General features: G+C 56.5%; 10 protein-coding genes and 1 other RNA gene. 10 read left to right on the top strand and 1 reads right to left on the bottom strand.

The annotated features are described in order from the left end of the window. The first annotated feature begins 73 nt into the window (after nt 1–73). The 8 genes from KOE80_RS08875 (at nt 74) to yfaE (ending at nt 11,173) form a co-directional block, all read left to right on the top strand. A complete protein-coding gene (locus KOE80_RS08875; protein WP_081055354.1) occupies nt 74–1,414 on the top strand; it encodes a cytochrome ubiquinol oxidase subunit I in 1,341 nt (446 codons plus the stop codon). After that, entirely contained in the window at nt 1,411–2,460 is a 1,050-nt protein-coding gene (locus KOE80_RS08870) for a cytochrome d ubiquinol oxidase subunit II (RefSeq protein WP_226348927.1), read from the top strand. Before KOE80_RS08875 ends, KOE80_RS08870 begins: the two co-directional genes overlap by 4 nt. Before the next feature lie 8 nt (nt 2,461–2,468). Next, nucleotides 2,469–4,241 (top strand): ClcB-like voltage-gated chloride channel protein, encoded by a 1,773-nt coding sequence (locus tag KOE80_RS08865; RefSeq protein WP_226348926.1) that lies wholly within the window; start codon nt 2,469–2,471, stop codon nt 4,239–4,241. Nucleotides 4,242–4,262: 21 nt separating this feature from the next. Continuing rightward, on the top strand, nt 4,263–5,399 hold the full coding sequence (locus tag KOE80_RS08860) for a hypothetical protein (protein WP_035271098.1): 1,137 nt from the start codon (nt 4,263–4,265) through the stop codon (nt 5,397–5,399). Between the two features lie 9 nt (nt 5,400–5,408). Continuing rightward, the gene (recQ, locus tag KOE80_RS08855) at nt 5,409–7,235 is read left to right on the top strand and encodes a DNA helicase RecQ (protein WP_035271096.1); all 1,827 of its coding nucleotides are present in this window, start codon (nt 5,409–5,411) and stop codon (nt 7,233–7,235) included. A 198-nt stretch (nt 7,236–7,433) separates the two neighbouring features. Beyond that, nucleotides 7,434–9,713, top strand: coding sequence for a class 1a ribonucleoside-diphosphate reductase subunit alpha (gene nrdA / locus KOE80_RS08850; RefSeq protein WP_035271093.1), 2,280 nt, complete (start codon nt 7,434–7,436; stop codon nt 9,711–9,713). A gap of 18 nt (nt 9,714–9,731) precedes the next feature. Then, nucleotides 9,732–10,868 carry a class Ia ribonucleoside-diphosphate reductase subunit beta gene (gene nrdB, locus KOE80_RS08845; RefSeq protein WP_026485169.1) on the top strand — a complete coding sequence of 379 codons (1,137 nt, stop codon included), beginning with the start codon at nt 9,732–9,734 and terminating at the stop codon, nt 10,866–10,868. After that, nucleotides 10,865–11,173, top strand: a complete 309-nt coding sequence (gene yfaE / locus KOE80_RS08840; protein ID WP_009455057.1) for a class I ribonucleotide reductase maintenance protein YfaE — start codon at nt 10,865–10,867, stop codon at nt 11,171–11,173. The genes nrdB and yfaE overlap by 4 nt, the downstream gene beginning before the upstream one ends. 15 nt (nt 11,174–11,188) lie before the next feature. Here the strand turns inward: yfaE and KOE80_RS08835 are convergent, their stop codons facing one another. Continuing rightward, nucleotides 11,189–13,003 (bottom strand): ATP-binding cassette domain-containing protein, encoded by a 1,815-nt coding sequence (locus tag KOE80_RS08835; protein WP_226348925.1) that lies wholly within the window; start codon nt 13,001–13,003, stop codon nt 11,189–11,191. Between the two features lie 65 nt (nt 13,004–13,068). Between KOE80_RS08835 and rnpB the strand changes: the two genes are divergently transcribed. Both rnpB and mraZ read left to right on the top strand, forming a co-directional pair. After that, nucleotides 13,069–13,475, top strand: an RNA gene (gene rnpB / locus KOE80_RS08830) — RNase P RNA component class A. Nucleotides 13,476–13,764: 289 nt separating this feature from the next. After that, nucleotides 13,765–14,193, top strand: a complete 429-nt coding sequence (mraZ, locus tag KOE80_RS08825) for a division/cell wall cluster transcriptional repressor MraZ (RefSeq protein ID WP_009455053.1) — start codon at nt 13,765–13,767, stop codon at nt 14,191–14,193. The last annotated feature ends 2 nt before the right edge of the window (nt 14,194–14,195 follow it).

The following is a 14,195-nucleotide window of genomic DNA, read 5'->3' as shown; positions in this document are numbered from 1 at the left end:
TAAAAAATCAGGGAAGAACTTGGGGTAGTATGGTGGCGTTTGCAGGCCAATTCACCCTACACTAGCGCTCATTATGACGCACTCCGCCCTTTCTCTGTCTCATGCCCAGTTTTTCCTTAGCCTGGGCTTCATGCTGCTGTTTCTGGCCCTGGAGCTGGGACTGGCCTGGGTGTTGCTGTATTTCAAGATCAGAACCTTTGGCAACAAAGCGGCGGCCTGGATGGGGGCGTACCGTTTTTGGGTGCGTCTGTTTGCGCTGGCGTTTATTTTAAGCTTTGCGGCGTCCATGCCCGTGCTGCTTCAGTTTGGCAGTGTCTGGCCGGGCCTGATGGAGCAGGTGGGTGATGTTATCGGTCCCATGCTGGCCGCCTCCATGCTGTCCTTGTTCATTTTCAAATCCTGCTTTTTGGGTGTGATGCTGTTTGCCCAGCGCATGCTGTCCAATCTGGTTCATACCGTGGTGGTGCTGATGGTGGCCCTGGGCGTTACCGTCACGGCGTTCTGGCTGGTGGCGATTGTGGCCTGGATGCAGGTGCCAACGGGTGTCGATGTGATTGAAGGCCATTATGTGGTGATGGAATGGCTGGATGTGCTCAGCACGCCCGCCTTGCCCTGGTATGCCGGTCTTTTGTTTGCAGGCAGTTTGCTGACGGTGGCCTTTTTCATGTTGGGTGTAACCTGCGCCCAGACCATGCAAAAGCCGGTTACCGACCAGGAGCGTCTGGCCTTTCGCAGTGCCCTGTTTCTGGGCGGGGTGGCTTGGCTGGCCCTGATCCTCGCCGTGATAGGCAATGGTTTCATGACTGCGGAGCATCAGCCTGCCAAGGCAGCGGCTGCGGCGGCGTACTGGGAAAGCGGCTCGCAGCCTGATTTGATTCTGGTGGCGGCGCCCTCCGCCATGCAGGACAGTGTTCTGGGTGTGCTGCGCTGGTCTCATGCAGGTGGACGCTGGTTGGGGCGTAATGACAGTGGCATTTTGATGGGTCTGGATCAGTTTTCCGACGCCATGCCGCCCGTCACCCTGACCTTCTGGTCCTTCCGTGTAGCCGTGCTGGCAGGAGCCTTGATGCTGTTCCTGCTGCTGTGGGTCTTGTTGCGCACTCGCCGTTATGGCCTGGACCCGCACTCTCTTTCTTATAGAGAACGTCAGCTCATGGTGGTCGCCTCGGTGTTGGGCTGGATCATGTTGCTGGGTGGCGCAGCCTACGTCTTGTTGGGCTTTTTGCCTTATCTGGTCGGTAACGATATTCAGGCCGTGCAAGTGCAAAGCACCGAGAGCGTCTTTACCGTCGGGCTGGGTTTGCTGAGTTACGGCCTGGTCTATATCTTGTGCATGATTGGTTTTTTCCAGAAGTTGCGACATGCCGTTCGTTTTGGTGTGGTACCGATCGCGCGTCATCGGGGGCGGGCATGATTGACTCTTTTGCAAATGCGTTGGGCCTGGGCGCCCATGATCCGGCGTTCTGGATGCCGCTGGCGTTTCTGGCCCTGTTCTTTTTGATTATTGTGGCCGGGACGGTTCTGGACGGCTTCGATATTGGCGTGGGCTGTCTGTCCTTGCTGGCACCGGATTCCTTGCGTCCCCGCATGCTGTCATTGCTGAGCCCCTGGCGCGATGCCAACGAGTTCTGGCTGTTTCTTGGCCTGGGTTTGTTTGTCTGCGCTTTCCCCAAAGCCTGGGGGGCGGTGATGGGCGGCCTGTACGGACCGTTATGTGCGCTGGGCGTGGGCGTTTTTGCCCGTTCCGTCTCCTTCGAATTCCGACTGCGCGCGCCGGTAGAGCGTCAGTCCCGCTGGCAAATGGGTTTTGCCCTGGGGTCCTGGTTGACGGCGTTCTCCCATGGTGTGTTGCTGGCGCAGGTCGTAGTGGGCTTTCAGAGCGATGCCGGTTATATCTGGTTCTCTGTCTTCATGGGCTTTTGCGCTATTGCCGCGTACTGCTTGCTAGGTGCTAGCTGGCTCATCATGCGTGAAGCAGGCGAGCTGCGTGCCCGGGCGGTCAATTGGGGCCGTCGTTCGGTACGCTGGTTTGCGGCCGGTGCCGTGGGTGTGTCCGTCGTGTTGGCCTTTGTGAATGCCGGCGTGCTGCTTAAATGGAGCGACGGGCCGTATTGGGGCTTGGTCTTGTTCCTGTGGGCCTTGATTCTCAGCTGCTTTGTGTCGATTGAAATGAGCCTGCAGCGCATGATCAACAGCAGCTATCGCACCACGACCTTGCCCTTCTTGCTGACCCTGTTCGTGATGGTGTTCGTCATGGCCGGGCTGGCGTTCAGTTTCTTCCCCTATCTGATCCTGGACGAGATGACGATCTGGGACGCCGCTGCCGGGGTGCCAGCCCTGAGCCTGATCCTGTCGGCGATTGTGATTACCTTGCCCATCGTGCTGATTTTCAACGTGTGGGTGTACTGGCGCATGTTTGGATTGTCTCGCCCACCTTTGCCGCCCAGCTTTAAAGGCTGACCTTTTTTATGATTGCCCATTCCGTGCTGTCGATGCGCAAGCGTCTGCAGGGTTTCAAGTGGTTGTCTGATATACCCGCCATGCTGGCTTGGGCGGTCTTGGCTGGTATTTTGGGTGCCTTGGCGACTTTGGCCTTTCATCAGGGCATGCGCTTGGTGCAGCAAGTTGTCACGGGTCAGCACGGGGGGATCGTCGCAGTCACGGAAAGTCTGCCCTGGTACATGCGCCTCCTGTTTCCCACCTTGGGCGGTTTGTGTGCCGGTATCCTGCTATGGCTGGCAGGGCGTCTGCCGTCGGGAAGCAATTCTGACTATATGGAAGCTGTGGCCATTGGCGATGGCCGTTTGTCCATTCGCCAGGGGCTGCTGCGATCCTTGTCGTCCTTGATGACGGTGGCCTCGGGCGGCTCGATTGGCCGCGAAGGGGCGATGGTGCATCTGGCCTCTTTGTCCGCTTCCGCGATTGGCCGTTTCACCTTGTTTGGTGAAGCCCGTCTGCGCCTGCTGGTGGCCTGTGGCGCCGCAGCCGGTGTGGCAGCCGCCTATGGTGCCCCCATTGCCGGTGCCGTGTTTGTGGCCGAGATTGTGCTGGGCACCATGACCATGAGCAGCTTTGGCCCCCTGTTGATGGCGGCTGTCAGTGCTCACCTGACCATGCGTATGCTGGGTGGTTATCACGCCCCTTACGAAATGACGAACGTTCAGGCCGTTGCAGGTTGGGACATCTTGCCCTTTCTGGTCCTGGGGGTGCTGATTGGTCTGGCTGCACCCGCTTTCCTGAAATTGTTGAATCTGTTCCGCACCCTGTTCAAGCGTACTGGCCTGGGTTTGCCTTTGCGCTTGGCTTTGGGTGGTTTGTTGCTGGGACTTTTGCTGATTGTCATGCCGCGCGTGGCCGGTAATGGCTTTAGCGTAGTGTCCTCCATGCTGCACAGCGACTGGGCCTGGTACAGCGTGCTGCTTATCCTGGCGTTCAAGGTTCTGGCCACAGGGCTGACAGTTGGTTCGGGCGCTGTCGGCGGTGTGTTTACCCCCGCCATCTTTGTGGGCGCGGCCTTTGGCACCTTGTTTGGTCAACTGACTTTGCTGATCTTGCCGGGTCTGGATTTACCGTTGTACTTGTTCACCCTGGTGGGCATGGGCGCGTTTCTGGGGGCCGCCACCAGCGCTCCCTTCATGGCCATACTGATGCTGTTTGAAATGACATTGAGCTATCAGTTGGTGCTGCCCTTGATTGTGGCCTGTGTCATGGCTTATTTTGTGTCCCGTGGTGTGGCCGAGGTCGCCATGTATGAAGTCACCCTGGTGCGCGAGCGGGATGCCTTGCTGCGCCACAAGTTGCGTCACACCACCTTGGCCGAGCTGGTACGTCCGGCTGATACCGTCGTCAGCACCACCACCCAGATGCGCGATGCCTTGCAGATGTTTCTGGACTACCCCGTGCGTTATTTGTATGTGGTGAACGAAGAACAGGTTTATCAAGGTGTGATTGCTCAGCCTGACCTGACTCGAATGTTGTTGGACGACAACGCTGCCCAGGAGCGTGTGGTGGGCGATATTCTGCGCATGGATTTCGTCAAGACGCTCTACCCGAACATGAGTCTGGACGAGGCTCAGGAACACTTTGTGAGCTTTGCTGGAGAGCGTCTGCCCGTATTGAATGGTGACGGCTCGGGTCGTCTGATTGGTGTAGTCTATAAGTCTGCTGTGCTGGAAAAATACTCCGCCATCAAACGCTCCCTGGATGCGAGCGGCGAAGTGATGCTGGATGCCCGGCGCTAAACTCTTTTTGTGACATAAATCATGCGTACAAAAGCTTGCCAGCGAGGCTTGGCAGGCGGGCTGTTGGTCGGTCTTGCCATGCTGTTCGCTGTTCCATTGGCCACCGCTCAAAATCGTGTTGGGCTGGAGAATTTGTCTGCTACCCGCGTGTATGGCGTGGATGAGGCACAGGCCATTCCGGCCCAGGAGCTCCCGCCTGTGGAGCCATTTTTTGATGCTACGCAGTGGCATCGCCAAGGAGATCAGGACTTGCTCAGTCCAGCGGCCTCCATGGATTACACATTTTCCGATTTCAGTCTGAGCGGTGCCAGCACCGCCAGTCTGGCGCGCTCCATCCAATATAGTCAGCAGTCCTCTCCAATTTGGAGTGCCCGCTGGTTGAGCAGTGCGCCCGACCAGGTCTGGCAGTTTGGCGAGCGCAACTGGCGCTATGTGAATGAAGACGGGCTGCAGCTGACCCTGGGCAATGACACGGTTACCGCACCGGACTGGGCGCGGCCCGTGGAACTGGGCGGTATCAATATCACTCAGCAGTTCGAGCAGGGCCCGGCCGGGCCATGGCGTTATGCCCTGGCTGTTGGCGCGCTGGATATGACGGGCAAGCAGGATAACGGGGATCTGGTGTATGGCTCTTCGGCCGGCAGCTTGATGCTCAGCACCGATGTCACCAGTCGTACCAGTATTGATACTCAGATGGAAAGCGCTCGTGATTTTGGGCTGACCGGTCTGGGTGCAACCTATCGATCGCCGGACTTTGGCGTGTGGCAGGCCAGCGTGGCCAAAGCTTCCCATGCGGTGGGGCAAGGTTGGCGTTATCAGGCAGCCTATGGCCTGGATGTGCTGGATGATTTGCATCTGCAGTGGCAGGGTGAACGCTACCAGGACAATTTTCTGGATTTGAGCCGTTACCAGGGCATGAAGGTGGATGCGGCTAGCAGTCGGCAGATTGTCGGCCTGTCCGTGCCCCTGCGCCGCTGGGGTGAAGTGAAGACTCAGTACGAGGTGCAGCAGGTAGTTGCCGGGGGGGAGAACCGCTACCTTGGGGTCACGCAGCAGTTCTGGTACAGTCCCCACCTTAGGGTGGGTTTGCAAGCTCGCCGTCATCTGGAAAGTCGTCAGTCGAACATCGCGCTGCGTTTTTCTATTCCGATTTTTTAAGCAGGCGGCATGGCCCAGTCAGCACTTGAGGTTCTTCAGGAAGTTTTTGGTTATGACAGTTTTCGTGGTTCTCAGCACGAGATTATCGAGACCCTGATCCAAGGCGGCGACGCCCTGGTCTTGATGCCCACCGGCGGCGGCAAGTCGCTCTGTTACCAGATTCCTGCTTTGGTGCGACCCGGCACCGGCGTGGTTGTGTCCCCCCTGATTGCCTTGATGCAGGATCAGGTGGACGCCCTCAACGAGTTGGGCGTTAACGCGGCGTATCTGAATTCCACCCAGGATTGGCAAACCGCCCGCGAGGTCGAGCGCGAATTTCTGACGGGGCAGTTGGATCTGCTCTATGTGGCTCCCGAACGTTTGCTGACAGACCGCTGCCTGGATTTGCTGGCACGCGGCCAGATTTCCCTGTTTGCCATTGACGAAGCCCACTGCGTATCGCAATGGGGGCACGATTTTCGCCCTGAATATCTGGGGTTGGATTTGCTGGCCCAGCGTTGGCCAGGTGTGCCACGGGTTGCCTTGACGGCTACCGCCACTCAGTTGACGCGGGTAGAAATTGCCCAGCGCCTGAAGCTGGAAGAGGCCCGGCATTTTGTTGCCAGTTTTGATCGTCCCAATATTTGCTACCGCATCATTGAAAAGAACGAGGTGCGCAAGCAGCTCTTGAGCTTCATTCAGGAAGAGCACTCCGGAGATGCGGGGATTGTGTATTGTCTGTCGCGCTCGCGCGTGGAAGACACGGCCGAGTTTCTGTGCAAGAACGGTATTCATGCCTTGCCCTACCATGCAGGGTTGGATGCGCAGCAGCGCGCCATCAATCAGGCCCGCTTTCTGCGCGAGGAAGGAGTAGTCATGGTGGCGACCATTGCTTTTGGCATGGGCGTCAATAAGCCGGATGTGCGTTTTGTGGCCCACATTGACCTGCCCAAATCGGTGGAAGGGTATTACCAGGAAACCGGGCGGGCAGGGCGCGATGGCGAAGTGGCCACGGCCTGGCTGGCCTATGGCCTGCAGGACGTGGTGCAATTGCACCGCATGATTAACCAGTCGCAAGGCGATGCGGCACACCGACGCCAGCAGGGTCACGCGCTGGATGCCATGTTGGGCCTGTGCGAAACCATTTCCTGCCGTCGTCAGCGTTTGTTAGCGTATTTCGATCAGCAGATCGAACCTTGCGGTAACTGCGACACCTGCCTGGAAGCGCCAGAAGCCTGGGATGGCACAGTGGCGGCGCAGAAAATGCTCTCCACCATCTATAGATTGTGGCGTGAGCGCGGTCAGCGCTTCGGGGCCGGGCACCTGATCGACATTTTGCTGGGCAAGCTGACGGATCGTGTCAAAGAGCATGAGCACGACAAGCTTACCGTCTTTGGTGTGGGCAAGGATTTGACCGATCAAGCCTGGCGCGGGGTGCTGCGCCAGTTGCTGGCACACAGTCTGGTTACCGTTGATCCGGAAGGCTACGGCACCTTGTTGCTGACCGAGGCCAGCCGTGAAGTGCTCAAAGGGGAGCGGACCTTGATGTTGCGGCGCGAAACCGTAACACGCGGACCGGCTGCTCACCGAGTAAAAGGTCAGGCGCCTGCCGGACCTGCTCTGGAACCCGACCAACAGAGGCGGTTCGAGGCTTTGCGCGCCTGGCGTGCGGCTACCGCACGCGAACATGGTGTGCCGGCCTATGTCATTTTCCATGATGCCACTTTGCGCGAAGTGGCTATTCGTTGCCCTAGTTCAGAGGCTGATCTGGAGCCGATTACAGGCATAGGCGTACGCAAAAGAGAGGCCTATGGCGAGGCTTTGCTGCGCTGCGTGCAAGAGTTCCAGACGCAATAGGAAATTGTTAGCAGAGCAAAGTTTGGTTGCATTTTTATGTGCCGAATCTGCTCTGCAGTCCAAAAACCGCTATTCGCTCAATCCGCTATATGTAGTAGAATGACGTCAATATCACACTATATATGGTGTGCATCAACTGACGCTGGCGGCTGCAAAAGCCGCGTCTTCCGTCAATCTTCACCGATTTCCGAGACTGAAATGCAATCAACCGAACAGTTAATGGTCACTAAAAGAGATGGCCGTACAGAACCTATTAACCTCGACAAGATTCACCGAGTGGTTGATTGGGCCGCTGAAGGTCTGAGTAATGTGTCCGTCTCTCAAGTAGAGCTGCGCTCTCACATTCAGTTCTATAACGGCATTCGCACTAGCGACATCCACGAAACGATCATCAAGTCGGCTGCGGATCTGATCTCCGAAGATACGCCTGACTACCAATATCTGGCTGCCCGTCTGGCGATTTTCCATTTGCGCAAAATCGCTTTTGGTCAGTTTGAACCTCCAAGCCTGTTCGATCACGTGACCTTGCAAACCAAGGAAGGTCGCTACGATCCGCATCTGCTGCAAGACTACACGCGCGCCGAGTTCGATGAGCTGGATGCCCATCTGGATCACTGGCGTGACATGAACTTCTCCTACGGTGCCGTCAAGCAGCTGGAAGGCAAGTACCTGATTCAAAACCGCGTGACCAAGCGCATTTACGAAAGCCCCCAGTTCCTGTACATGCTGGTGGCCATGTGCCTGTTCGCCCGTTACCCTGCCGACACTCGCCTGGGCTTTATCAAGCGCTTTTACGACGCGGTATCGCAATTCAAGATTTCCTTGCCCACGCCCATCATGGCTGGCGTGCGCACACCCACTCGTCAGTTCAGCTCTTGCGTGCTGATCGAATGTGACGACAGCCTGGACAGCATCAATGCCACGACCAGCGCCATTGTCCGTTACGTATCGCAGCGCGCCGGTATCGGTATCAACGGTGGTCGCATTCGCGCCGTCGGTAGCGAAATTCGCGGTGGTGAGGCTCAGCACACCGGCTGCCTGCCTTTCTTCAAGATGTTCCAGGCCGCTGTGAAGTCCTGCTCGCAAGGCGGTGTGCGTGGTGGTGCGGCAACCTTGTTCTACCCCATGTGGCACCTGGAAGTGGAAACACTGCTGGTTCTGAAGAACAACCGTGGTGTGGAAGAAAACCGTATCCGTCACCTGGACTACGGTGTTCAGATCAACCGCTTGCTGTACCAACGCTTGATCAAGGGCAGCCATATCACGCTGTTCTCGCCTCATGACGTGCCCGGTCTGTACGAAGCCTTCTTTGCCGACCAGGACGAGTTCGAGCGTCTGTACGAGATGTACGAACAAGATCCCGCCATCCGCAAGCGCAGCCTGCCTGCTGTGGAGCTGTTCTCCCTGCTGATGCAAGAGCGTGCCAGCACCGGCCGTATCTACATTCAGAACGTGGACCACTGCAACACGCACAGCCCATTCCAGGCCGACCGCGCTCCCGTGCGCCAGTCCAACCTGTGCATGGAAATTGCCCTGCCCACCAAGCCTTTGAACGATCTGAACGATCCCGAAGGTGAAATCGCGCTGTGCACGCTGTCGGCTTTCAATCTGGGTGCTCTGGAGTCCCTGGACGAGCTGGACGGTCTGGCTGAACTGATTGTTCGTGCTCTGGATGCTCTGCTGGATTACCAGGACTACCCGGTCAAGGCCGCGCTGAATGCTACCAACAAGCGTCGCTCCCTGGGCGTTGGCGTCATCAACTACGCTTACTACCTGGCCAAGAACGGCACCCGTTACTCCGATCCCGCTGCCTTGGGCCTGACCCACCGCACGTTTGAAGCCATCCAGTACTACCTGTTGAAGGCTTCGGTGCAATTGTCGCGTGAATACGGTCCTTGCGACGCCTTTGACGAAACAACCTATGCCAAGGGACTGCTGCCTACCGACACCTACAAGAAAGATGTAGACGGTATTTGCAACGAGCCGCTGCACCTGGACTGGGAAGCCCTGCGTGCTGACATCGTCAAGCACGGTCTGCGCAACTCCACCCTGACCGCCTTGATGCCTTCGGAAACCTCCAGCCAGATTGCCAATGCCACCAATGGTATTGAGCCTCCGCGTGGCCTGGTGTCCGTCAAGCAGTCCAAGGACGGCATCTTGCGTCAGGTGGTGCCTGAATTTGAAAAATATAAGGATCAGTACGAGTTGCTGTGGCAAATGCCTGGTAACGACGACTACCTGAAGTTGGTTGGCGTGATGCAGAAGTTCGTTGACCAGTCGATCTCTGCGAACACCAACTATGACCCACAGCGGTTCGAGGGTGGTCGCGTACCGATGAAGCAACTGCTCAAGGACTTGCTGCTGGCCTACAAATACGGTGTGAAGACCTTGTACTACCACAACACCCGCGACGGTGCCGATGATTCGCATGGCGAAGTAGAGGACGACGGTTGCGCAGGCGGCGCGTGCAAGATCTAAGCAAGGGTAAAGAGCATCATGACTACCTATAGTACTTTTTCTAAAACGGATAACGACCAGCTCAAAGAACCCATGTTCTTTGGGCAGCCGGTGAACGTGGCTCGCTACGATCAGCAAAAATATCCGATTTTTGAAAAGCTGATTGAAAAGCAGTTGTCCTTCTTCTGGCGTCCGGAAGAAGTGGACATCACCCAGGATCGGATCGACTACCAGAACCTGCCTGACCACGAAAAGCATATTTTCATCAGCAACCTGAAATATCAGACCTTGCTGGATTCCATTCAGGGCCGCAGCCCCAACGTGGCCTTCCTGCCTCTGGTATCGATTCCGGAGCTGGAAACCTGGATTGAAACCTGGGCTTTCTCCGAGACAATTCACTCGCGCTCGTACACGCACATCATTCGCAATATTGCCAATGATCCGTCCGTTATTTTTGACGACATCGTGCGTAACGAAAACATTCAGCTGCGTGCGGCCGATATTTCTTCGTACTACGACGATCTGATCAGCGACACCATGCTGTATGCCCAACTGGGCGCGGGCGAGCATGAGATCAACGGTGAAACCCGCACGCTAAGCGTCTACGAGCTGAAGAAGAAGCTGTACCTGTGCATGATGAGCGTCAATATTCTTGAGGCCATCCGCTTTTACGTCAGCTTTGCCTGCTCCTTCGCTTTTGCCGAGCGCAAGTTGATGGAAGGTAATGCCAAGATCATTCGCTTGATTGCGCGTGATGAAGCGTTGCACCTGACTGGTACGCAACACATCATCAATATCCTGCGTTCCGGTAGCGATGATCCCGAGTTCGCTCAGATTGCCCGCGAACTGGAGCCGGTCTGCTTTGATATGTTCAAAGACGCGGCCGAGCAGGAGAAACAGTGGGCGGATTATCTGTTCCGTGACGGTTCCATGATTGGTCTGAACAAGGACATTCTGGGACAGTACGTGGAATACATCACCAATATCCGTATGGGTGCCGTGGGCCTGAAGCCTGCGTTTGAGTCCGTCAAACACAACCCCATTCCCTGGATCAACACCTGGCTGTCCTCGGACACCGTGCAGGTGGCACCTCAAGAGGTGGAACTGAGCTCTTACCTGGTCGGTCAGATCGACTCGGCCGTGTCGGCTGGCGACTTCGACGGTATCGAGTTATGAGTCAAGTCCGGACAACTGATCATGACTTTCAGTTGCGGGACGGCGAAACTTTGTTGGAAGGTTTGGAACGAACCGGCCATCAGGTTGAGTATCAATGCAGGAGCGGCTATTGCGGCTCCTGCCGTATTCCTCTTGTGTATGGAAAGGTTGCTTATAAAGAGCAGCCTTTAGCGTATGTCGGCCCAGGCGAGGTTCTGCCGTGTTGTTGCACGGTACTCGAACCGATCATGGTCGATTGTCAGCGCATTGCCCGGATTGAGGAGGAACCGGAGGATCAGTTCGGCTTTACCGGGCTGAATCCCTGATTCCTCTGTCTCCCTTTAGCTGGCCAAGCGCTTTTCTTCCAACTTTTCCCAACGCTCAAATAACTGCTCCAGGTCAGTGTTGAGCTGATCCAGTTGTTGGTTGATCTCGTCAGCTCGAGCAGAGCCATCTTTATACAGATCCGGTGCGCTCAGCTGTTCCGCCAGTTCGGCTTGCTGGCTTTCTATGGCTGCAATTTTCTCGGGCAGCGCGTCCAGTTCCTTTTCTTCCCACGGGGCCAGACGGCCAGGCTTGTTAGCCTTGTTGTTGCGCTCTGCAGCAGGCTTTTCAGTGGCGGCGGGAGTTGGAGTGCTGGCTGCCGGTGTCTCGGCTTTGGCTTGCGGGCGTTGTGCCAGCCACTCGTCGTAGCCACCCACATACTCGCCCCAATGGCCGTCGCCTTCGGCCGCAATCACCTGGGTGACCACGTTGTCCAGGAAGGTACGGTCGTGGCTGACCAGCAGCACGGTGCCCGTGTAATCCTGAATCAGATCTTCCAGCAGCTCCAGAGTTTCGATATCCAGATCGTTGGTCGGTTCGTCCAGTACTAATACATTAGTAGGTTGGGCAAACATGCGGGCCAGCGCCAGTCGGGCACGTTCACCGCCAGACAGACTGCGTACCGGGGAGTGAGCGCGGGCTGCCGGGAACAGGAAGTCTTCCAGGTAGCTCATGATGTGCTTGCGCTGATTGCCAATTTCCACCCACTCACTGCCGGGGCTGATGGTGTCCGCCAGAGTGGCGTTTTCGTCCAGGCGACTGCGCATCTGGTCAAAGTAGCCAATGTTCAGTTTGGTACCGTGGCGTACAGTGCCAGAATTAGGCTCTTGCAAACCCAGCATGATGCGTAGCAGTGTGGTTTTGCCGGCGCCGTTGTGGCCGATCAGGCCAATACGGTCTCCGCGCATCAGCACGGTGGAGAAATCCTTGATCAGGATGCGGTCGTCGTAGCCGTGTGTGACATCTTGCAATTCAGCGACCAGCTTGCCGGAGCGCTGGCCTTCGGAAATGGCGAATTTGACGTCGCCCGAGCGCTCGCGTCGCTCGGCACGATCACGGCGCAATTGTTCCAGGCGGCGAACACGACCTTCATCTCGGGTGCGGCGGGCTTGCACGCCTTTGCGAATCCAGACTTCTTCCTGGGCCAGAAATTTGTCGAATTTGGCATTCTGCTGCTTTTCCGCTTCCAGGTATTCAGCCTTGCGTTCCTGCCATTGGCTGAAGTTACCGGGGAAACTGAACAACTTGCCGCGATCCAGCTCGACAATCCGCGTTGCTATCACATCCAGGAAACGGCGGTCGTGGGTAATGATGACCGCGCTGCCACGGAAATCCAGCAGCAATTGTTCCAGCCAAAGAATGCCGTCAAAGTCCAGGTGGTTGGTGGGTTCGTCCAGCAAGAGCAGGTCGGGTTCGTTCACCAGGGCATTGGCCAGGGCGACGCGTTTACGCTGTCCGCCCGACAAGCTGCCAGCCAGTGCATCCGGATTCAAGCCCAGCTTGTCGATCAGGGCGTTGACGCGGGCAGGGCGTTGCCAGTCTTCGGCTTCGGTGAAATCGCCACACAGCAAATCGTAAATGCTCAGATTCGGATCCAGCTCCGGTTCTTGTTCGACGGTGGCTACTTTCAGCCCGCCCAGTCGTTTGACCTGACCATCGTCGGGAGCTTGACGTTGATCCAGAATTTTCAAAAGCGACGATTTGCCAGCACCATTGCGCCCGATCAGACCGATACGTTCGTTGCTTTGAATGACCAGATCGGCATGGTCCAGCAAAGCATGGTGGCCGAATGCCAATTGGGCATCGGTCAGGGAAATCAGATTGGTGGACATAAGACTCCAGATAAATCAGCGCGTCCTGCGAATTTCTCTATTGTCGCAGGTTACAATGCATCTGTGAGGCAGGCTGGGCAGTCGCGGTACGCAAGTATCGAGGAAGGTCCGGACTCCATAGAGCAGGGTAGCGGCTAACAGCCGTCCGGCAAGTGTGGCATCACGCCAGACGAGCCGAGGACCAGGGCCACAGAGACGAGACCACAGCAAGGGCTTGCGCAAGCAGGCACAGATACGGCGACTTCCGTGTTTTCTTGTACTTCGGTGCAAAGTGCTGTGGGGTGAAACGCGGTAACCTCTACCCGGAGCAATACCAAATAGGCATACGCAGGCTTTTAGCCCGAGAGGCGGCTCGTCTTAGTATGCGGGTAGGTAGCTAGAACCGGCCAGTAATGGTCGGTCCAGAGGAATGATTGCCGGCCAGCGGGTTCCCGCTGGCATACAGAATCCGGCCTATAGGCCTGTCTCACACTTCTCCCGGCGTTCGCCACCAATTGCACCGATTTCGTACATTTGAAAGCAATTGTTAAGGATGTTGAATCCTTGGCAAGAGTCGCTTGCGCGCATTTTTATAACAAATCACTTTTAATGCGCCCTGCAATTTCTTGATTTCACACAGTATTTTTTTTTAGCCACTTCTAGGATAGTGCGCTAAGTGCTTGTTGTGATTGAAAAAATTGCAACCACTGCCTTGACCGCAAAGGCTTTCCCCCGTAGAGTGGGGAAAAGTAGGAAATAGTGTAAAAAAGTGGGGGAAAATAGTGTTCCAAGGCAGCAGCGCACTCACACTGGATGCTAAGGGTCGGATGTCCATTCCGACTCGGCACCGTGACGCGCTTTTGCAGCAGGAACAAGGCCGCTTGACCCTCACTCGCCATCCCGACGGCTGTTTGCTGGTGTATCCGCGCAGTGTGTGGGAAGAAAAGCGCGAACAAATTGCCCGCTTCCCCATGAGTGCCCGTTTCTTGCAACGCCTGCTGCTGGGTAGTGCTCAGGACGTTGATCTGGACTCCGCTGGTCGGATATTGATCGCTCCCGAACTGCGCACCGCAGTGGGGTTGGAGCGCGACGCCATGCTGCTGGGTATGGCCACCCATTTTGAGTTGTGGAATGCGCAGGAACTGGAACGCCGACAGGCCCAGGATCTGGCTGAAAACTCCACAGACGTATTCGACACTTTTTCTTTCTGAGT

This window comes from Alcaligenes sp. 13f (assembly GCF_020496585.1).
Taxonomy (GTDB): Bacteria; Pseudomonadota; Gammaproteobacteria; order Burkholderiales; family Burkholderiaceae_B; genus Alcaligenes; species Alcaligenes phenolicus.
This window is presented reverse-complemented; position numbering and strand designations above follow the sequence as displayed.